This window comes from Affinibrenneria salicis (assembly GCF_008710095.1).
Genome location: NZ_VYKJ01000006.1, coordinates 24,548 through 44,806, shown reverse-complemented (window position 1 = coordinate 44,806; position 20,259 = coordinate 24,548). Strand labels below are relative to the sequence as shown.

The following is a 20,259-nucleotide window of genomic DNA, read 5'->3' as shown; positions in this document are numbered from 1 at the left end:
ATGAGTTTATATATCATCGAGTTATTCATCCGCAGGTCGTGAGAGAGTTAACCATCCATGAAGAAGAAATCACTGTTATTAAGTGTGTTGGCAGTCAGCATGAGCTTTGCACTGTCATCAGTGCCGGCGGTTAATGCTGCGCTACCTGCCGTAGTCCAGGGACAACAGCTCCCGAGCCTGGCCCCGATGCTGGAAAAAGTACTGCCCGCGGTAGTCAGCGTGCACGTGGAAGGCACCCAGCTGCAACGACAGCGCGTACCGGAAGAATTCAAATTTTTCTTCGGCCCTAACTTCCCGACGGAAAAACAGAACTCCCGGCCTTTTGAAGGGCTCGGTTCAGGCGTGATCATCAACGCAGCCAAAGGCTATGTGCTGACCAACAATCACGTGATCAATAACGCCGACAAAATTCGCGTGCAGTTGAACGACGGCCGCGAATATGAAGCAAAGCTGTTGGGACGCGATGAGCAAACCGATATCGCTCTGCTGCAGTTGGCGGACGCGAAAAACCTGACGGAAGTTAAAATGGCCGACTCAGACCAGCTGCGCGTCGGCGACTTCGCCGTGGCGGTGGGCAACCCGTTCGGTCTGGGTCAGACGGCGACCTCCGGTATTATTTCCGCGCTGGGCCGCAGCGGGCTGAATCTGGAAGGCCTGGAAAACTTTATCCAGACCGACGCGTCCATCAACCGCGGCAACTCGGGCGGCGCGCTGGTGAACCTGAACGGCGAGCTGATCGGCATCAATACCGCCATCCTGGCGCCAGGCGGCGGCAACATCGGCATCGGCTTCGCCATCCCCAGCAATATGGCGCAAAACCTGTCTCAACAGTTGATTGAATTCGGCGAAGTGAAACGCGGCGTGCTCGGCATCAAGGGCAGCGAGATGACCTCCGAAATGGCTAAAGCCTTTAAGGTCGACGCGCAACGCGGCGCCTTCGTCAGCGAAGTGCTGCCTAAATCGGCCGCCGCCAAAGCCGGCATCAAGGCCGGGGACGTGCTGGTGTCGCTCGACGGCAAACCGATCAACAGCTTTGCCGAGCTGCGCGCTAAAATCGGCACCACCGCGCCGGGTAAAAGCGTCCGCGTCGGGCTGCTGCGCGACGGCAAACAGCAGGACGTATCCGTCGTACTGGATAACAGCGCTTCCTCCACCACCAGCGCCGAAACGCTGTCGCCCGCCCTGCAGGGCGCATCGCTGACCAACGGCCAGTTGAAAGACGGCGGCAAAGGGGTGCAGATCGATAACGTCGCCAAAGATTCGCCGGCCGCGCAGGTGGGTCTGCAGAAAGGCGATATCATCATCGGCGTCAACCGCGAACGGGTGGAAAACATCACCCAGTTGCGCAAACTGCTGGAAAGTAAACCCAGCGTGCTGGCGCTGAATATCGTGCGCGGCGACGACACCATCTATCTGTTGTTGCGTTAATTAACGCGCTGGCGCCCCCCGGCGCGTCGCCTGAAACCGGATACCGCGCGCTGCGGTGTCCGGTTAATTTATGCTATCCTGCCGCTATTCTTTCCCTGTTCTGATACGACATATCCCATGCTAATTAAGTTATTGCGTTCCGCGCTAATCGGCCTGCTGGTGGCATGCGTCGTCCTGGTGCTGACCGCTCTGTTCAACACGAACGGCTCGCTGTTTGGCCGCGACGACGGCGACCAGAGTGCGACGCCGGTCAGCTATAACCAGGCGGTGCGCCGGGCGGCGCCCGCGGTGGTGAATGTGTATAACAATAGTTTTAACGCCAGCAGCACCGACAAACTTTCGGTCCAGACGCTCGGTTCCGGCGTGATCATGAACGATAAGGGCTATATCCTCACCAATAAACACGTCATCAATAACGCCGAACAGATCGTCGTCGCTCTGCAGGACGGGCGGGTTTACGAATCGGTACAGTTGATCGGCTCGGACGATATGACCGACCTGGCCGTGCTGAAGGTGGATGCGGACAACCTGCCGGCCATTCCCGTTAACCCCAAACGCAGCTTTCACATCGGCGATGTGGTGCTGGCGATCGGCAATCCCTATAACCTCGGGCAAACCATCACCCAGGGAATTATCAGCGCGACGGGCCGCGTGAGCATGAGTTCGTTCGGCCGGCAAAACTTCCTGCAGACCGATGCCTCGATCAACCACGGCAACTCCGGCGGCGCGCTAATCAATACGCTGGGCGAACTGGTCGGCATCAATACCCTGTCTTTCGATAAAAGCGACGACGGCGAAACGCCGGAAGGCATTGGCTTCGCCATTCCGGTCGCTCTGGCGACCAAAATCATGGGAAAATTAATCCGCGACGGGCGGGTGATCCGCGGCTACATCGGTATTCAGGGCGGCCAGGCGTTCAATCACCAGAATCAGCAGCCGCAGCAGATGCCGGGCATTCTGGTCAAAGAGGTTTATCCGGATGGCCCGGCGGATAAAGCGGGCATTCAGGAAGCGGACTGGGTGCTGAGCGTCAACAATAAACCCGTGCGCTCGGTGCTGGAAACCATGGATGAAGTGGCCGAACTGGCGCCGGGGACGGTCATTCCGATTGTGATCGACCGCAACAAAAAAATTCTCACCGTACAGGTCACTATTCAGGAATTTCCGAACTGATCGAAGACGGCCGGCGGGCGCCCTGCCCGTCGGCCGTCGGGCCGTTACTCTTCTCTCACTCGCTCGATGCGGGCGCCCAGCGCCTGCAGCTTCTGCTCGATACGCTCATAACCGCGGTCGATGTGGTAGATGCGATCGACCAGCGTCACCCCTTCCGCAATGCAGCCGGCCAACACCAGACTGGCGGACGCGCGCAAATCGGTCGCCATTACCTGCGCCCCGGACAGTTTCTCCACGCCGTGGCAGATCACCGTATTACTTTCGATCTCCGCCTGCGCGCCCATGCGGATCAACTCCGGCACGTGCATGAAGCGGTTTTCGAAGATGGTTTCCGTGATCACGCCGGTGCCTTCGGCCACCAGATTCAGCAGGCTGAACTGCGCCTGCATATCGGTCGGGAAGCCCGGATGCGGCGCCGTTCTCACCGTAACCGCTTTCGGCCGCTGGCCATGCATGTCCAGGCTAATCCAGTCTTCGCCAGTCTCGATATCCGCGCCGGCTTCGCGCAGTTTGGCCAGCACCGCGTCCAGCGTATCCGGGCGCGCATGACGACAAACGATACGGCCGCCGGATACCGCGGCGGCGACCAGGAAAGTGCCGGTCTCGATCCGGTCTGGCAACACGCGATACACGCCGCCGCCCAGACGGTTAACGCCTTCGATAACGATCTTGTCGCTGCCGGCGCCGCTGATCTTAGCGCCCAGCGTGTTGAGGAAATTGGCGGTATCGACGATTTCCGGCTCGCGCGCGGCGTTTTCAATGATCGTGGTGCCTTCGGCCAGCGTGGCGGCGCTCATAATGGTGACCGTCGCGCCGACGCTTACCTTATCCATGACGATGTGCGCCCCTTTCAGACGCCCTTCGACCGAGGCTTTCACATAGCCCTCTTCCAGACGAATTTCCGCTCCCAGTTGCTCCAGGCCGCTGATATGCAGATCGACCGGACGCGCGCCGATGGCGCAGCCGCCCGGCAGAGACACCTGCCCCTGGCCAAAGCGCGCCACCAGCGGACCGAGCGCCCAAATCGACGCCCGCATGGTTTTCACCAGATCGTAAGGCGCGCAAAAGATGTTCACGCCGCTGGCATCCACGTGTACAGAACCATTACGCTCCACGCGGGCACCCAGCTGGCTCAGCAGCTTCATGGTGGTGTCAATGTCCCGCAGTTTCGGCACATTCTGAATCTCCACCGGCTCTTCCGCCAGCAGGGCGGCGAACAGGATCGGCAGGGCGGCGTTCTTGGCCCCGGAAATAGCGACTTCGCCGGTTAGCCGGGTTGGCCCCTGCACACGAAATTTATCCATAGTGACTTGTTCTCAATATTCAACTCAAACTTATCGCACAGCGCCGACGCCGGCTCAGAAACCCATGAGCTTGCGGTCGCGCTGCCACTCTTCCGGCGTATAGGCCTTAATTTGCAAGGCGTGGATCCGGTTATCCGCGATGTATTCCATCAGCGGCGCATAGACCGTCTGCTGTTTTTTCAACCGGCTCATGCCGGCAAATTGTTCACCCACGACAATCGCCTGAAAATGGCTGCCATCGCCGGATATATGGGCTTCCTGAAGCGCCAGGGCTGTCATCAGCACTTCTTTAATCTCATTATTTTCCATTGCTCTCAATTCTGCAGTCAGGGAGGATAATAAACAGGTAGGTATCTTAGATGAATACGGCGCTATCTTAAACAAAGAAAATCCCGCTGCAAAGGCGGTAAACAGCGGGATCGTCAGACGCCGGCGCGCTAAAACGCGGCGGTTTTACTCAAGCGGTATGATCTCATTGAGATTATACAGCGCGATCAGCGTTTGCAGCCGATCGCCCGCGCCGTGCAGGGGAAGCGCGATCCCCTCGCCGACGCGCTGCTGACTGGCGTGCAGCAGCAGCGCCAGTCCGGCCGAATCCACCCGTTCCAGACGGCTCACGTCCAGCGCGCGTTTATCGGCCAGCAGCGACTCGCGATCGCGCCAGAACGGCAGCAGCGTGTCCCGGTCCAGATCGCCCTGCAGACACAACACATCGCCCTGCGCCTGCCAGCTTAACGGCGTCGCCATTATTGTCTGTCCAGCGTGATCGGTCGGTTGGCCGCCGCCTGCAACTGCTGCGTCAGGCCGTCTACGCCGTCCTGACGCAGCGTTGCCGCCCATTCATTCTGTTTGGTGGTGATCATACTGACCCCTTCGGCAATCATGTCATAGGCCTGCCAGTAGCCCGTTTTACTGTTCTTGCGCCACTGGAAATCCAGCCGCACCGGCGGACGACCGCCGTTATCGATGATGGTGACGCGAATAGCCACGATGTCGGCGTTGCCGATCGGCTGATCGGGCGCGATCTGATAAGTCTGGCCGTGATACAGCGCCAGCGCCTGCCCATAGGCCTGTTCAAGGTACGCCTCAAACGCCTTGAAATAGGCGTCGCGCTGCGCCGGCGTCGCGTCGCGATAGTAACGACCGAGCACCAGCGCCCCGGCATAGCGCACCTGCACGTAAGGCAGCAGTTCTTCACGCACCACGTTGCGTAAATAATCCGGGTTCTGGCGGATCGTCGGCTGCTCTTTTTTCAGCCGATCGAACGTTTTGGCCGCGGCTTCATCCATCAGGCGGTAAGGATTGGTTTGGTCCACCGCGCTGGCTAAGGGGGCCACCACCAGCAGGGCGACCATCAGTAAACGTTTAAACATGTCATCATCCTCTTATTGATGTGGAGCGGCGGGCTGCGCCCCGGACGCCGCCGGCGCCGATTGCGCCGCCGTACCGTTCGCCCCATCGTTTGCCTTACCGTCACCGCTCTTATACAGGAACTGGCCGATCAGATCCTCAAGCACCATAGCGGACTTGGTATCCTGAATAGCATCGCCATCCTGTAAAATACGGGTGCCCATCTCTTCGTCCTCAAACCCCATATTCAGCGCCAGGAACTGCTCGCCCAGCAGGCCGGAGGTGCGGATCGCCAGCGAACTGGTGTCCGGGATATGGTTGTAGCGGGTTTCGATATCCAGCGCCACGCGCGGCAGATAGCTTTTGTCGTCCAGAGAAATATCCGCGACGCGGCCGATGACCACCCCGCCGATTTTAACCGGCGATCGCGCCTTAAGGCCGCCAATATTGTCAAAGGTGGCATAGAGCCGGTAGGTAGGCGCATTGCCCAGCGCTTTCAGATCGGCCGCCTTCAGGCACAGGAAGACAACGGCGCACAGGGCTATCAACATAAAGACCCCTACCCAGATTTCACTCTTCTTCGTTTGCATCGACTCAGTTCCCAAACATCAGTGCTGTCAGCACAAAATCCAATCCCAACACCGCCAGTGATGAATGCACCACGGTACGGGTCGTCGCACGGCTGATCCCCTCTGACGTCGGGATCGCATCATAGCCATTGAACAGCGCAATCCAGGTGACGGTGATAGCGAATACCACGCCCTTAATTACGCAGTTCAGTATGTCTTTACGCCATTCGACCGCGTTCTGCATCGCCGACCAGAAGAATCCGCTGTCGATGCCTTTCCAGTCGACGCCGACCAGCGCCCCGCCCCAGATGCCGATCGCGACGAAGATAATGGTCAGCAGCGGCATGGTGATCAAGCCGGCCCAGAAGCGCGGCGCCACCACGCGGCGCAGCGGGTCGACGGCCATCATCTCCATGCTGGAGAGCTGCTCCGTCGCCTTCATCAGCCCAATCTCCGCGGTCAACGCCGAGCCGGCCCGGCCGGCGAACAGCAGCGCGGTCACCACCGGCCCCAGCTCGCGCAGCAGCGAAAGCGCCACCATCATGCCGAGGCTGGCCTCCGCGCTGTAGGTGGTCAGGACGATATAACCCTGCAGCCCCAGCACCATGCCGATAAACAGGCCGGACACCAGGATAATCAGCAGCGACTGCACGCCGACGCTGTAGAGCTGGCGCACCAGCAGCGGCCACTGTTTAGCCGGCTCCGGCTTGCCCACCAGCGCGTTAAACATCATCAGCCCGGCGCGCCCAAAGGACGAACATAGGCGGATACCCTGGCGTCCGAACGACGCCACTGCCTGCAATAGCATGAATTAATTACCTCTCTGAGCCCAGCAACTCGCTTTTGTAATCGCCGGCCGGGAAACGGAAAGGAACCGGACCGTCGGCGATGCCGTCAAGGAACTGCCGTACGCGCGGATCGCGGTTTTCTCGCAGCTGCTGCGTGCTGCCCTCCGCCACAACGCGCCGGTCGGCCACAATGTAGGCATAGTCGGCGATACTCAGCACTTCCGGCACATCGTGCGAAACAACGATACAAGTGACACCGAGGGCATGATTCAGTTCATCAATGAGTTTAACCAATACGCCCATGGTGATCGGATCCTGACCGACAAAGGGTTCGTCAAACATAATCAACTGCGGATCGAGCGCGATGGCCCGCGCCAGCGCGGCTCGCCGGGCCATTCCGCCGGAAAGCTCCGCCGGCATCAGTTTGGCCGCGCCGCGCAGCCCGACCGCTTCCAGCTTCATCATCACGGTGCTGTACAGCAGAGGCTCCGGCAGTTGGCTGTGCTCACGCAGCGGCCAGGCGACATTATCGAACACATTCAGATCGGTAAATAGCGCCCCCGACTGAAACAGCATGCTCATTTTCTTGCGCGCCTCATACAGCCGGCTGCGCGACAGAGCGGGAATATTTTCGCCGTCAAACCAGATTTCACCGCTGTCCGGCGGCAGCTGCCCGCCGATCAGGCGCAACAGCGTCGTTTTGCCGATACCCGACGGCCCCATAATCGCGGTAATTTTGCCTTGCGGCACGCTGAGGGATACATCAGAGAAAATCTGCCGGTTGCCGCGGCGAAAGTTTAGCCCGCGAATCTCGACCAGATTGTTAACCACAGGATTCATTGCTTGTCCGTTCCTTAATCGGCATCAATGGCTGCCACACATAGCCGCGTTTCAGGGAGCTCCCCTAAATCGTAACGGTAAGACCGCGTTACAGGCGTATTTTTACAAAAAATTACCGCTAAAACGTAACGAAAGCTGCCACCCGCGCCAGAACGCGAGTTCGGTTTTACTTTTTCGCCCCGGACAGTCAAAATTAGCGGCACCGAATAAGAATTCGCTTATTATCCGCCCTGCTACACGGGTTTTTGCACCAATGGATCGGTGATTATACCTGAATAAAGGATGCTGCATGCTTTTTGCTACAGTTCTCTTGCTCGTTGGTTTGCTGCTGTTAGTGTATGGTGCCGACCGGCTGGTATATGGCGCGGCGGTGCTGGCCCATTCGCTGAATATTTCCCCGCTGATCATCGGGACGATCATCGTGGGGATGGGCACGTCGCTGCCCGAATTGATGGTATCCCTGACAGCCGGCTTGAATCACCAAAACGATATGGCCATCGGCAACGTGCTAGGCTCGAACATCATCAATATTCTGCTGATACTCGGCTGCGCGGCGCTCATTCGTCCGCTCACCTTCCATTCGGCGCTGCTGCGCCGCGAATTGCCGTTAATGCTGCTGGTGACGGCGCTGTGCGGTTTTCTGCTGCATGATAACTATCTTAGCAGGTTGGACGGCGCCATCCTGCTGGCCACGGCATTACTGTCTGGCTTGTTGATGTTAAAAATGGCGCGCCTGGCGCAGCAAGAGGGCAACGACAGCCTGACGCGGGAACAACTGGAAGAGTTGCCGCGCGGCAGTTCGCCCACCGTGGCCTGCCTGTGGCTGATTCTGGCGCTAATTATTCTGCCGCTGGCCGCGCGCATCGTGGTGGACAACGCCACCGTGATCGCCCGCCATTTCGCCATCAGCGAGCTGGCCATCGGGCTGACCGTGCTGGCGATAGGCACCAGCCTGCCCGAACTGGCCACGGCCATCGTCGGCACGCTGAAACGGGAAGATGACATTGCGCTGGGCAACCTCATCGGCTCGAATATCTTTAATATTGCGATCGTACTGGGCGCGCCGGCGCTGCTGTCGCCCGGCGCGGTGAATCCGCTGGCCTTTCAGCGCGATTACTGGGTGATGCTCGGCGCCAGCGTATTGCTGGCCGCGCTGTGCCTCAGACTGCGGCACAGCATCAGCCAGGGCGCCGGCGCCCTGCTGCTGTGCGGCTTTGTCGCCTGGCTCGCGGCACTGTATTTTTTTTCTTAATCGGTCCTCACAACCGTCAGGATTAGCGTATGTCACATTTTCAATTACAACCCGGATTTGATTTTCAGCAGGCGGGTAAACAGGTTCTGCGTATCGAACGCGAAGCGCTGGCGCAGTTGGATCAATACATTGACGAGAACTTTACCCGCGCCTGCGAAAAAATGTTTTACTGCCAGGGTAAAGTGGTGGTCATGGGGATGGGCAAATCAGGCCACATCGGTTGTAAAATGGCCGCCACCTTCGCCAGCACCGGCACCCCGTCGTTCTTCGTTCATCCGGGGGAAGCCAGCCACGGCGACCTGGGTATGGTCACCAGCCAGGATATCGTCATCGCCATTTCGAACTCCGGCGAGTCGCACGAGATTATGGCGCTGGTGGCGGTGCTGAAACGCCTGCAGGTGCCGCTGATTTGCATGACCGGCAACCCGGATAGCTCAATGGGCAAAGTGGCGGATATCCACCTGTGCACTCACGTGCCGCAGGAAGCCTGTCCGCTGGGCCTGGCGCCCACCAGCAGCACCACGGCGACGCTGGTGATGGGCGACGCGCTCGCGGTGGCGCTGCTGCAGGCGCGCGGCTTTACCGCCGAAGATTTCGCATTATCGCATCCCGGCGGCGCGCTGGGCCGCAAGCTGCTGCTGCGGGTCAGCGATATTATGCATACCGGCGACGAAATCCCGCACGTCACGCACGACGCGTCGCTACGCGAGGCGCTGGTGGAAATCACGCGGAAAAACCTCGGAATGACGGTGATTTGCGACGACGACATGCGGATCGAGGGCATCTTTACCGACGGCGATTTACGCCGGGTGTTCGATCAGGGCATCGACCTGAACAACGCCGGCATCAAAGACGTGATGACGCGCGGCGGCGTTCGCGTCACGCCGCAAACGCTGGCGGTTGACGCGCTCAACCTCATGCAGTCGCGTCATATCACCTCGCTGCTGGTGGCGCAGGGCGATCAACTGCTGGGATTAGTGCATATGCACGATATGCTGCGCGCGGGTGTGGTATAACGCTATACAGAAAACACGCCGACCCGTCGCCGGGCCGGCTTTTTCAGCGCGCCGGTAACGAGCCGCCGCTGTGTTAACCAGGAATATGAGTGCATGAGTGAAAGCAGCGCATATGCGCAAACCTGCTACGGACCGGTCAGCCGGCAGGTGCTGGCGAAGGCCGGGACGATCCGTCTGCTGATTTGCGACGTCGACGGCGTGATGTCGGACGGCCTGATTTATATGGGCAACAGCGGCGAAGAACTGAAAGCGTTCAACGTGCGCGACGGCTACGGCATCCGCTGCCTGCTGACCTCCGATATCGAAGTCGCCATTATTACCGGCCGTCAGGCGAAGCTGCTGACCGACAGGTGCGATACGCTGGGGATTACCCATCTTTACCAGGGACAGTCCGATAAGATTTTGGCCTTCCGCGATCTGTTGGATAAACTGTCTCTGACGGCCGACCAGGTCGCCTATATCGGCGACGATCTGATCGACTGGCCGGTAATGCGTCAGGTGGGGTTGAGCGTGGCCGTGGCCGACGCGCATCCGCTGCTGCTGCCCAAAGCGGATTATGTGACGCGCATTGCGGGAGGTCGCGGCGCCGTACGCGAGCTATGCGACCTGATCCTGTTCGCGCAGAACAAGCTGGAGCATGCCAAAGGGCTGTCAATATGAGCAGAAGCACACGGTGGCTGACGGCCCTGCTGGCGCTGGTGGCGCTGGTGTTGATCGGTCTTAACCTGACCGACAGCGACGATGAGGTGAATCTGGCCGATAGCGCAGCCAGCGCGCCGGCCTATACCAGCCAGCATACGGTGACCGTCGTCTACAGCCCGCAGGGCAACCTGAATTACAAGCTGGTGTCCGATAAGGTCGAATACTTTGCCGACGATCAGCTCAGCTGGTTCACCCAGCCGGTCGCCACGCTGTTTAACGAGCAGGGCGCGGCAACCTGGTCAGTACGCGCCGATCGCGCCAGACTTACCAGGGACAGAATGCTCTACCTGCAGGGTCACGTCGAGGTGAACAGCCTGACGACAGACTCGCAGCTGGAGCGGATAAAAACGGATAACGCCCAGGTTAATCTGGTCACCCAGGATATCTCTTCGGATGATGAAGTGACCCTGTACGGCGCCAGTTTCACCTCGAACGGTATGAAAATGCGCGGCAATCTGCGCAACAGAACAGCCGAGTTGATCGAAAAGGTAAAGACTTCCTATGAAATTCAGAACCCGTAACACGATGAGACATGCCCTGATCGCCAGCTCGCTGTTAGCTATAAGCGTTCCGGCTATGGCCCTGCAAGGGGATACCAGCCAGCCTATTCATATCGATTCCGCCCAGCAGTCGCTGGATATGCAGGGCAATACCGTGACGTTCAGCGGTAATGTGGTGGTCAAACAGGGCACCATTGAAATCAAAGCCGATAAAGTAGTGGTGACCCGCGCGCAGGGCGATAAAGGTCAGGAAGTGATTGAAGGTTTCGGCAATCCGGTAACGTTCTATCAGATGCAGGACAGCGGCAAGCCGGTCAAAGGCCACGCGCAGAAAATGCGTTATGAACTGGCGAACGATTTTGTTGTCCTGACGGGTAACGCTTATCTCGAACAGCTGGACAGCAACGTGAAGGGCGACCGCATTACTTATCGCGTCAAACTGCAGCAGATGGAAGCCTTCAGCGATAAAGGCAACCGGGTGACCACCGTGCTGGTGCCGTCGCAGCTGCAGGATAAGGGCAACCAGACGGCGCCCGCCTCCGGCGCGCAGAAGAATCCGCAAAAAAGAGTCTTTGAATAATCTATGGCAACATTAATCGCAGAAAAACTGGCTAAGGCCTATAAAGGCCGTCGGGTAGTGGAAGACGTCAGTCTGACCGTGAACTCCGGTGAGATTGTCGGCTTGTTAGGCCCGAACGGCGCAGGTAAAACCACCACGTTTTACATGGTCGTTGGCATCGTTTCGCGTGATGAAGGTAAAATTACCATCGATGACGAGGATATCAGCCTGCTGCCGCTGCACGATCGCGCGCGGCGCGGTATCGGCTATCTGCCGCAGGAAGCCTCGATCTTCCGCCGCCTGAGCGTCTATGACAACCTGATGGCGATCCTGCAGATCCGTAAGGATCTAACGCCGGAGCAGCAAAACGATCGCGCCGACGAACTGATGGAAGAGTTCCATATCGCGCACCTGCGCGACAGCCTGGGCCAGGCGCTGTCCGGCGGCGAACGGCGCAGGGTGGAAATTGCCCGAGCGCTGGCGGCCAATCCCAAATTTATTCTGCTGGACGAACCCTTTGCCGGGGTTGACCCCATTTCGGTTATTGATATAAAAAAAATCATAGAACACCTGCGCGACAGCGGTCTCGGGGTGCTGATAACCGATCACAACGTGCGTGAAACCCTGGATGTCTGCGAGCGCGCTTATATCGTCAGTCAGGGGCACCTCATCGCACATGGCTCCCCCGCCACCATCCTGGAGGATGAGCAGGTAAAACGCGTCTATCTGGGCGAAGGCTTCCGACTCTGATAGGGTGGCTTGTTTATGTTACATATCCCATAAGGAACGTTGGCGCTATTTATGAAGCAAGGTTTGCAACTCAGGCTCAGTCAGCAACTGGCAATGACACCACAGCTACAGCAGGCGATTCGTCTGTTGCAATTGTCTACGCTTGAACTCCAGCAGGAGATACAGCTTGCGCTGGAGAGCAACCCACTCCTCGAACAGGCCGATACTCACGACGAGATCGATACGTATGAAACCAGCGACAGCGAATCGCTGGATACCCGGGAAGCGCTCGAACAAAAAGATATGCCGGATGAGCTGCCGCTGGACGCCACCTGGGACGAAGTTTACAGCGCCGGCACGCCGTCCGGCACCGGCACCGACTACCGCGCGGAAGAGCTGCCGGTCTATCAGGGGGAAACCACCCAGACCCTGCAGGACTATCTGATGTGGCAGGTGGAGCTGACGCCGTTTTCCGACACCGACGCGGCCATCGCCACCTCGATCGTCGACGCGGTGGACAATACCGGTTACCTGACCGTCCCGCTGGAGGATATTCTCGACAGCATCGGCGATGAAAACGTCACGCTGGATGAAGTCGAAGCGGTGCTCAAACGCATTCAGCGTTTCGACCCGGTGGGCGTCGCCGCCCGCGACCTCCGCGACTGTCTGCTGATCCAGCTATCGCAATTCGCCGGGGATACGCCGTGGCTGAAAGAAGCGCAACTGATCGTCAGCGAGCATCTCGATCTGCTGGCCAACCATGATTTCCGCAGCCTGATTCGCGCCACGCGCCTAAAAGAAGAGGTGCTTAAGGAAGCGCTGACGTTAATTCAGTCGCTCGACCCAAGGCCGGGTCAGTCCGTCAATACCAGCGAATCCGAATACATAATTCCCGATGTGCTGGTGCGCAAAGCGCACGGCCGCTGGACGGTGGAACTCAACACCGAAAGCATTCCCCGTCTGCAGATCAACCAACAGTATGCCGCCATCGGCAACAGCGCGCGCAGCGACAGCGACGGTCAGTTCATTCGCAGCCACCTGCAGGAAGCGCGCTGGCTGATTAAGAGCCTGGAAAGCCGCAACGATACGCTGCTGAAAGTAACGCGCTGTATTGTGGAGCAACAGCAGGCCTTTTTCGAACAGGGTGAAGAATATATGCGCCCAATGGTGCTGGCCGATATCGCCCAGGCGGTGGAAATGCATGAGTCCACCATTTCACGCGTCACCACGCAGAAGTTTTTACACAGTCCGCGCGGTATCTTTGAATTAAAATATTTCTTCTCCAGCCATGTAAGCACCGACAGCGGCGGCGAGGCTTCCTCCACCGCTATCCGGGCCCTGGTGAAGAAATTGATTGGCGCCGAGAATCCAGCCAAACCGTTAAGCGACAGTAAGCTGACCACGCTGCTCGCCGAGCAGGGAATCATTGTGGCGCGTCGTACCGTAGCAAAATATCGAGAGTCTTTGTCCATCCCGCCGTCAAATCAGCGTAAACAACTGGTCTGACCAAAACAGAGAAGGAAGACGCTATGCAGCTCAATATTACCGGACACCATGTTGAAATTACCGATGCCCTGCGCGACTTTGTGAATAGCAAGTTTGCCAAACTCGAGCAATATTTCGATCGCATCATCCAGGTCAATGTGATCCTGAAAGTGGAAAAAGTGCAGCAGATTGCCGATGCCACTATCTACGTCAACGGCGGCGAGCTGCATGCCACATCGGAAGAAGACGATATGTACGCCGCCATTGATTTGCTGATCGATAAACTCGCCAGGCAATTAACCAAACACAAGGATAAACTTAAACAACACTGATTCTCCGCGCCGGTTAAGCGGCCTCTATTTCTCCTGTCAGCCCGGGGCGCCGCGCCCGGGCTGACGGTTTCTGCGGTGAACATGTCGTTAAGTGAAAACCAAATGAACAACGATCCCGTTTTACAATTGAGCAGCGTCCTGCGTCAGTCCTGTACCCGCTGTTCCGTCCAGTGCCAGAGTAAGAAACGGGCGCTGGAAATCATCAGTGAACTGGCGGCTCAGCAGCTAAACCTGCCGGCGCAAACCGTGTTTGATGCGATACTCACCCGCGAACGCGTCGGCAGTACCGGTATCGGCAACGGCATCGCCATTCCGCACGGCAAACTGAAAAATGACGAAACTCAGGATGCTATCGGCGTATTCATCCAGCTGGAACAGCCCATCGCCTTTGACGCCATTGATAATCAACCTGTTGATCTGTTATTTGCCTTGCTGGTTCCGCTGGATCAATGTAAAACCCACTTACATACCTTGTCGTTAGTGGCCGAACGTCTGGCTGATAAAACCATCTGCCGCCGGTTACGCGCGGCGCAGAGCGACGAAGCGCTTTATCAGATCATGACGGAAACGGAGCAAACCGAATAGTTCCTGAGGCGCAGGAAAGCCGCGGGCGAACAGCGCCCGCGCGTTGAGCGCGGTGAACGCGCGCGACCGGCGCTCCTGCCGCCTGAAAATGACGGGGACAGCGGCCGTACGCGGGCAGGGCTGCCAGCATTAATGCCGAACCTGCCGTCATGGCCGACGCTACGCGAGCGAATTCCGGCACGCGCCGGATAAATCTTTATCCAGACGGTGGCAGCGGCTGAGCTGCCATTTTTGCCAGGGGGTGACGTCATATGGTGCTGATGATCGTCAGTGGTCGTTCCGGTTCAGGAAAATCCGTGGCGCTACGCGCGCTGGAAGACATGGGGTTCTATTGCGTCGATAACCTGCCGGTGGTGCTGTTGCCGTCGCTGGCCGCGACGCTGGCGGAGCGCAATATTTCCGCCGCGGTCAGTATCGATGTGCGCAATATGCCCGAATCGCCGGAAATCTTCGAGCATGCCATGACGCAGCTGCCGCAGGGGTTTTCGCCGCAGTTGCTGTTTCTGGATGCCGATCGCAATACTCTCATCCGTCGCTATAGCGATACCCGCCGCCTGCATCCGCTGTCCAGCAAGAATCTTTCGCTGGAAAGCGCTATCGATGAAGAGAATGATTTACTGGAGCCGCTGCGTTCGCGCGCGGACTTGATCATCGATACCTCGGAAATGTCCGTGCACGAGCTGGCCGAGATGCTGCGCACCCGACTGCTGGGTAAACGGGAACGCGAACTGACGATGGTGTTCGAATCGTTCGGCTACAAGCACGGTATCCCCATCGACGCCGACTACGTATTCGACGTACGTTTCCTGCCCAACCCGCATTGGGATCCGAAGCTGCGCCCGATGACCGGGTTGGATAAACCAGTCGCCGCCTTCCTCGACCGCCACACCGAAGTACATAACTTTATCTACCAGACGCGTAGCTATCTGGAACTGTGGCTGCCGATGCTGGAAACCAATAATCGCAGTTACCTGACGGTGGCCATCGGCTGTACCGGCGGCAAACACCGTTCGGTCTACGTCGCAGAGCAGCTGGCCGACTATTTCCGCTCGCGCGGCAAAAACGTCCAGTCCCGACACCGCACGCTGGAAAAACGCAAATAATGACTGTACGGCAAACCGTTGAAATAAAAAATCGGCTGGGCATGCATGCTCGTCCGGCCATGAAGCTGTTTGAACTGGTGCAAAGCTTTCAGGCCGACGTACTGTTGCGCAACGAAAGCGGCACGGAAGCGGAGGCCAGCAGCGTCATCGCCATGCTGATGCTCGATTCCGCCAAAGGCCGCCATATTGAGATAGAGGCCAGCGGCGCTGACGAACAGCAGGCGCTGGCCGCCGTTATCGAGCTGTTCGACGCCGGGTTTGACGAAGATTAGCGCCCCGGCGCGAGCAGATCCTCCCGATGACCCGCCGCAACGGCAGAGCCCTCATCGTTAACGGTATTTCTTGTGGTACAGGTCGCGGGTTTGTTTAAAGTCCCGCGCCAGCCGTTTGGCGTCTTCCAGCTTGCCCTGATTCGCCAGCGCCTGCGCCTGATCAATCTGGCCGATCAGGATATCCATACCGTGACGGTAATCTTTCATCTCCGCGCTATCCTCCGCCTTGCCGTCCAGCACCGGCGGCGTTTTCTGCCGGGAATCCAGCGCCGCTGCGCGCATCTTTTGCAGGCTTTGCTGGAAATCTCCGGCGTTATCCGCTTTCAGCGCGCTTGCGTAATTATCCGCGATAATGTCCATATCATCGGCGATATCCGCCAGCGCCAGCGAACTGACGCCCAACAAGGCGGCCAGCGCCAACGTCTTTAGTTTTTTATTCATGCTCACCTTCCAGATAGTGTTAACCAACGTAAATAGCATCGGAGCCAGGCTGTTATATAAGTCATTGCCGGCGGCGCTTACAGACGCAGCTTAAACATAGAGGATGTAAGGGTAAATCAACGACAGGTTTTTGTAAGGAAGGTTAAAGAACGGCGCGCCGGCACGATGCCGGCGGCCTGCGGGCTTACTGCCCGGCGATCTTCATCTCCGGCAGCAACAGCGAACCGCACTGAATATTGCTGCGCGTTTCGATATCATCGCCGACGGTGACGATATTACGCAGCATATCCCTGAGGTTGCCGGCAATAGTGATCTCGCTGACCGGATACTGAATCTCGCCGTTTTCGACCCAAAATCCGGAGGCGCCGCGCGAATAGTCGCCGGTGACCGCGCTCACGCCCTGGCCCATCAGCTCCGTCACCAGCAGACCTTTGTCCATCTTTTTCAGCAGCGCGTCGAAATCGTCGCCCTGGCCGGCGATGCGCCAGTTGTGAATGCCGCCTGCATGGCCGGTGCTGCGCAGTCCCAGCTTACGCGCCGCGTAGCTGGTCAGCAGCCAGGTTTGCAGCACGCCGGCGCGTACTATCTCGCGCCGTTCGGTGCGCACGCCTTCACTGTCAAACGGCGTGGAGGCCAGCCCTTTCGGCAGATGCGGCAACTCTTCGATGGTCAGCCACTGCGGCAAAATCTGCTGACCGAGTTGATCCAGCAGGAACGTCGATTTACGGTAAACGCTGCTGCCGCTGATCGCGCCGACCAGATGGCCGAACAGCCCGGTCGCCACCTCGGCGGCGAACAGCACCGGCGCACGCATGGTCGGCAGTTTACGCGGCGCCATGCGCGCCAGAGTGCGGCGAGCGCATTCGGCGCCGACCCATTCGGGCGTGCGCAAGTCGTCGAGCGCACGGCCAATGGTGTAGGCGTAGTCGCGCTCCATCTCGCCGTTCAGTCCGGCGATGACGCAGCTGGACATCGAATGGCGGCTGGAACAGTAGCTTTGCAACATACCGTGGCTGTTGCCGAACACCTTAATGCCATAGTGACTGTTAAAACTGCCGCCTTCGGTATTGGTGATGCGCTTATCCGCCGCCAGCGCCGCCTGCTCGGCGCGCGCAGCCAGTTCAATACCGCGTTCGGCGTCCAGTTCGGCCGGGTGAAACAAATCAAGATCGGGCGCCTCGAAAGCCAGCAATTCTTTCTCCGCCGGGCCGGCGCACGGGTCTTCCGACGTATAGCGGGCGATGTCCAGCGCCGCGCGCACGGTGCGGGCAATCGCGTCCGGGCTCAGATCGGTAGAGGAAGCGCTGCCTTTACGCTGGCGGGCATACACCGTGATGCCCAGCGCGCCGTCGCTATTGAATTCAACGTTTTCGACTTCACCATAACGCGTGCTGACACCGATGCCGGTGGTTTTGGTTACCGCGACTTCCGCCGCGTCCGAACCCGCTCGCGCCAGCTCCAGAGCCTGAGCCACCGCCTGTTCCAGCGCTTTACGCTGTTCTGCAACTTGAGTGATTACTGTCATCGATCTGCCATAATGAATGTGGAGAGCCTTTCAGGCCGGGGCGCCACGCGCGCGGCGCTTTTTCCGCCGACGCATCGCGACCCCGGCCCGCCTGAAAAGGTGTAGCATACTGAGATTGAGTCTAACAGGATCCGTCAACAATTTCGCAGAAAGCCCAATAACCTGATAGGATCAGCCTCTTTTTTAGGGAGCCACCATGAATAAACACCCCGAAGACTGGCAGGATGAAATCCCGGCCCGGCAGGATGATAACGACGATGATGATGAGATCATCTGGGTCAGCAAAAGCGAAATTAAGCGCGATGCCGAAGCTCTGAAAGATCTTGGCGTGGAACTGGTTGAACTGGGCAAAAACGCGCTGGAAAAAATTCCGCTCGATGACGATCTGCTCGCCGCCATTGAACTGGCTCAGCGCATCAAGAAAGAGGGCCGACGCCGTCAGATCCAGCTGATTGGCAAAATGCTGCGCGCCCGCGACCCGGAACCCATCCAGACCGCGCTGGATAAACTGAAAAACCGCCACAATCAGCAGGTGGTGTTATTCCACAAGCTGGAACAGCTGCGCGACGGCCTGCTGGCCACTGGCGATGAGGCGATTACCGAGGTGCTGGAACTGTATCCGAACGCCGACCGCCAGCAGTTGCGTTCGCTGGTGCGCAATGCGCAAAAGGAACAGGCCGCCGGCAAAGCGCCGAAGTCCGCCCGGCAGATTTACCAATATCTGCGCGAACTGGCGGAGAGCAACGACTAACGCCGTCGCCGTTCAGCGGCGCGCCCGCCGAAAACAGCACGCCGGGCGTACGGTTCGGGCCGCAAACGACCGGCCCGGCGCCGGCCTTGCCCCGTCAGCCAGCGGCTCAGGCCGTGCCGCCGACGGTCAACGCGTCCAGTTTGAGCGTCGGCTGGCCCACGCCCACCGGCAGGCTTTGGCCTTCCTTACCGCAGACGCCGACCCCTTTATCCAGCGCCAGATCGTTGCCCACCATGGAAATTTGCTGCATCGCTTCGATACCGGAACCGATTAGCGTCGCCCCTTTCACCGCTGTGGTAACCCGGCCTTTTTCGATCAGATACGCTTCCGAGGTCGAAAACACGAACTTGCCGGAGGTGATGTCCACCTGACCGCCGCCGAAATTCGGCGCATACAGGCCGTACTCCACGCTGGCGATGATCTCTTCCGGCGTCGAGTTGCCGGCCAGCATATAGGTATTGGTCATGCGCGGCATCGGCAGATGCGCGTAGGATTCTCGCCGGCCGTTGCCGGTCGGCGCCATCCCCATCAGACGCGCATTCAGCTTGTCCTGCATATAGCCTTTCAGAATGCCTTTTTCGATCAGCACGTTGTACTGCCCCGGCACGCCTTCGTCATCCATCGCCAGTGAACCGCGCAGGCCGTTGAGCGTACCGTCATCCACCACGGTGCACAGCTCCGACGCCACCAGATTGCCCATCTGTCCACTGAACACCGACGTCCCGCGCCGGTTAAAATCGCCTTCCAGCCCGTGGCCTACCGCCTCATGCAGCAGTACGCCCGGCCAGCCGGCGCCCAGCACCACCGGCATCGAACCGGCGGGCGCCGCTACCGCAGAAAGATTGACCAGCGCCATGCGCACCGCGTCTCTGGCCCAGGCGTCGGCACGCATTTCGCCGTCCGCATCCTGCAGGAAAAATTCATAGCCGCAGCGGGCGCCGCCGCCGCCGCCGCCGCGCTCGCGTTTGCCCTGATCTTCCACCAGCACGCTGACCGACAGACGCACCAGCGGGCGGACATCCGCCGCCAGCGTGCCGTCCGTCGCCGCCACCAGCACCAGCTCATACACGCCGGTCAGGCTGGCGCTGACCTCCTGCACCCGCGCGTCCTGCGCCCGCGCAACGCGATCGACGCGCTGCAGCAGCGCGATTTTATCTTCGCGGCTCAGACTATCCAGCGGATTAGCCTGCGGATAAAGCTGCGGATGCGCCACCGCGCCCAGCGTATGGGCCTTTCCCGTCCCCTGTTCGCGCACGATGCTGCGCGCGGCCTGCGCGCTCTGCTGCAGCGCCTGCAGCGTAATCTGGTCGGCATAGGCAAAGCCGGTTTTTTCACCGCTTACCGCACGCACCCCGACGCCCTGATCGATATGCCAGGAGCCGTTTTTAATAATACGGTCTTCCAGCACCCAGGATTCATGATAGCTGGACTGGAAATAGAGGTCGGCATAATCCAGGTGGCGCTCATTTAACAGACCTAACAGAGACTCAAGATCCTGATGGCTCAGTTTATTGGCAGTAAGTAATTGCTCACTGACGAACGTCAGACTCATATG

The 20,259-nt window shown here is 58.8% G+C and carries 24 protein-coding genes; 14 read left to right on the top strand and 10 right to left on the bottom strand.

Going from position 1 to position 20,259, the window contains the following annotated elements; all coding sequences use genetic code 11:
- The first annotated feature begins 57 nt into the window (after positions 1-57).
- Together degQ and degS are read left to right on the top strand one after the other, a co-directional pair.
- A complete protein-coding gene (gene degQ, locus FJU30_RS12925; protein ID WP_150435391.1) occupies positions 58-1,428 on the top strand; it encodes a serine endoprotease DegQ in 1,371 nt (456 codons plus the stop codon).
- Positions 1,429-1,545: 117 nt separating this feature from the next.
- Positions 1,546-2,601, top strand: coding sequence for an outer membrane-stress sensor serine endopeptidase DegS (degS, locus tag FJU30_RS12920; RefSeq protein WP_150435390.1), 1,056 nt, complete (start codon positions 1,546-1,548; stop codon positions 2,599-2,601).
- Between the two features lie 44 nt (positions 2,602-2,645).
- Here degS and murA read toward each other — a convergent pair whose 3' ends face one another.
- From murA to mlaF, 7 genes are all read right to left on the bottom strand, one after another.
- A complete protein-coding gene (murA, locus tag FJU30_RS12915; RefSeq protein WP_150435389.1) occupies positions 2,646-3,905 on the bottom strand; it encodes a UDP-N-acetylglucosamine 1-carboxyvinyltransferase in 1,260 nt (419 codons plus the stop codon).
- 54 nt (positions 3,906-3,959) lie between these two features.
- Positions 3,960-4,214 carry a BolA family iron metabolism protein IbaG gene (gene ibaG, locus FJU30_RS12910; protein WP_150435388.1) on the bottom strand — a complete coding sequence of 85 codons (255 nt, stop codon included), beginning with the start codon at positions 4,212-4,214 and terminating at the stop codon, positions 3,960-3,962.
- 144 nt (positions 4,215-4,358) lie between these two features.
- Entirely contained in the window at positions 4,359-4,652 is a 294-nt protein-coding gene (mlaB, locus tag FJU30_RS12905) for a lipid asymmetry maintenance protein MlaB (protein ID WP_150435387.1), read from the bottom strand.
- A complete protein-coding gene (mlaC, locus tag FJU30_RS12900) occupies positions 4,652-5,278 on the bottom strand; it encodes a phospholipid-binding protein MlaC (RefSeq protein ID WP_150435386.1) in 627 nt (208 codons plus the stop codon). Before mlaC ends, mlaB begins: the two co-directional genes overlap by 1 nt.
- A 12-nt stretch (positions 5,279-5,290) precedes the next feature.
- Positions 5,291-5,845 carry an outer membrane lipid asymmetry maintenance protein MlaD gene (mlaD, locus tag FJU30_RS12895; protein ID WP_150435385.1) on the bottom strand — a complete coding sequence of 185 codons (555 nt, stop codon included), beginning with the start codon at positions 5,843-5,845 and terminating at the stop codon, positions 5,291-5,293.
- 4 nt (positions 5,846-5,849) lie between these two features.
- Positions 5,850-6,632, bottom strand: a complete 783-nt coding sequence (gene mlaE / locus FJU30_RS12890) for a lipid asymmetry maintenance ABC transporter permease subunit MlaE (protein ID WP_150435384.1) — start codon at positions 6,630-6,632, stop codon at positions 5,850-5,852.
- Positions 6,633-6,639: 7 nt separating this feature from the next.
- Positions 6,640-7,452: a phospholipid ABC transporter ATP-binding protein MlaF gene (mlaF, locus tag FJU30_RS12885; protein ID WP_150435383.1), complete on the bottom strand. Its 813-nt coding sequence runs from the start codon at positions 7,450-7,452 to the stop codon at positions 6,640-6,642.
- Between the two features lie 289 nt (positions 7,453-7,741).
- Here mlaF and FJU30_RS12880 point away from each other — a divergent pair, with 289 nt between their 5' ends.
- The 11 genes from FJU30_RS12880 to npr all read left to right on the top strand — a co-directional run bounded on the left by FJU30_RS12880 (position 7,742) and on the right by npr (position 15,987).
- Positions 7,742-8,704, top strand: coding sequence for a calcium/sodium antiporter (locus FJU30_RS12880; RefSeq protein ID WP_150435382.1), 963 nt, complete (start codon positions 7,742-7,744; stop codon positions 8,702-8,704).
- A gap of 29 nt (positions 8,705-8,733) precedes the next feature.
- Positions 8,734-9,720, top strand: coding sequence for an arabinose-5-phosphate isomerase KdsD (gene kdsD / locus FJU30_RS12875; protein ID WP_150435381.1), 987 nt, complete (start codon positions 8,734-8,736; stop codon positions 9,718-9,720).
- A gap of 93 nt (positions 9,721-9,813) precedes the next feature.
- On the top strand, positions 9,814-10,380 hold the full coding sequence (gene kdsC, locus FJU30_RS12870) for a 3-deoxy-manno-octulosonate-8-phosphatase KdsC (protein ID WP_150435380.1): 567 nt from the start codon (positions 9,814-9,816) through the stop codon (positions 10,378-10,380).
- Positions 10,377-10,943: an LPS export ABC transporter periplasmic protein LptC gene (gene lptC / locus FJU30_RS12865; RefSeq protein ID WP_150435379.1), complete on the top strand. Its 567-nt coding sequence runs from the start codon at positions 10,377-10,379 to the stop codon at positions 10,941-10,943. The genes kdsC and lptC overlap by 4 nt, the downstream gene beginning before the upstream one ends.
- The gene (lptA, locus tag FJU30_RS12860) at positions 10,924-11,502 is read left to right on the top strand and encodes a lipopolysaccharide ABC transporter substrate-binding protein LptA (RefSeq protein WP_150435378.1); all 579 of its coding nucleotides are present in this window, start codon (positions 10,924-10,926) and stop codon (positions 11,500-11,502) included. Before lptC ends, lptA begins: the two co-directional genes overlap by 20 nt.
- A gap of 3 nt (positions 11,503-11,505) precedes the next feature.
- Positions 11,506-12,231 (top strand): LPS export ABC transporter ATP-binding protein, encoded by a 726-nt coding sequence (gene lptB, locus FJU30_RS12855; RefSeq protein ID WP_150435377.1) that lies wholly within the window; start codon positions 11,506-11,508, stop codon positions 12,229-12,231.
- A gap of 51 nt (positions 12,232-12,282) precedes the next feature.
- A complete protein-coding gene (rpoN, locus tag FJU30_RS12850; protein WP_150435376.1) occupies positions 12,283-13,716 on the top strand; it encodes an RNA polymerase factor sigma-54 in 1,434 nt (477 codons plus the stop codon).
- Between the two features lie 23 nt (positions 13,717-13,739).
- Complete coding sequence (hpf, locus tag FJU30_RS12845) at positions 13,740-14,027, top strand: ribosome hibernation promoting factor (protein WP_150435375.1); 288 nt, start codon at positions 13,740-13,742, stop codon at positions 14,025-14,027.
- Positions 14,028-14,129: 102 nt separating this feature from the next.
- Positions 14,130-14,612, top strand: coding sequence for a PTS IIA-like nitrogen regulatory protein PtsN (ptsN, locus tag FJU30_RS12840; RefSeq protein ID WP_150435374.1), 483 nt, complete (start codon positions 14,130-14,132; stop codon positions 14,610-14,612).
- A gap of 251 nt (positions 14,613-14,863) precedes the next feature.
- Entirely contained in the window at positions 14,864-15,715 is an 852-nt protein-coding gene (gene rapZ, locus FJU30_RS12835) for an RNase adapter RapZ (protein ID WP_150435373.1), read from the top strand.
- Positions 15,715-15,987 carry a PTS phosphocarrier protein NPr gene (npr, locus tag FJU30_RS12830; RefSeq protein WP_150435372.1) on the top strand — a complete coding sequence of 91 codons (273 nt, stop codon included), beginning with the start codon at positions 15,715-15,717 and terminating at the stop codon, positions 15,985-15,987. Before rapZ ends, npr begins: the two co-directional genes overlap by 1 nt.
- A 57-nt stretch (positions 15,988-16,044) precedes the next feature.
- Here the strand turns inward: npr and cybC are convergent, their stop codons facing one another.
- Together cybC and pmbA are read right to left on the bottom strand one after the other, a co-directional pair.
- A complete protein-coding gene (gene cybC, locus FJU30_RS12825; protein ID WP_150435371.1) occupies positions 16,045-16,428 on the bottom strand; it encodes a cytochrome b562 in 384 nt (127 codons plus the stop codon).
- A gap of 184 nt (positions 16,429-16,612) precedes the next feature.
- Entirely contained in the window at positions 16,613-17,953 is a 1,341-nt protein-coding gene (gene pmbA, locus FJU30_RS12820; protein WP_150435370.1) for a metalloprotease PmbA, read from the bottom strand.
- A 196-nt stretch (positions 17,954-18,149) separates the two neighbouring features.
- Between pmbA and yjgA the strand changes: the two genes are divergently transcribed.
- On the top strand, positions 18,150-18,704 hold the full coding sequence (gene yjgA, locus FJU30_RS12815) for a ribosome biogenesis factor YjgA (RefSeq protein ID WP_150435369.1): 555 nt from the start codon (positions 18,150-18,152) through the stop codon (positions 18,702-18,704).
- Positions 18,705-18,810: 106 nt separating this feature from the next.
- On the opposite strand, the gene tldD is transcribed toward yjgA, so the two are convergent.
- Complete coding sequence (gene tldD / locus FJU30_RS12810) at positions 18,811-20,256, bottom strand: metalloprotease TldD (protein ID WP_150435368.1); 1,446 nt, start codon at positions 20,254-20,256, stop codon at positions 18,811-18,813.
- Positions 20,257-20,259 lie beyond the last annotated feature (3 nt).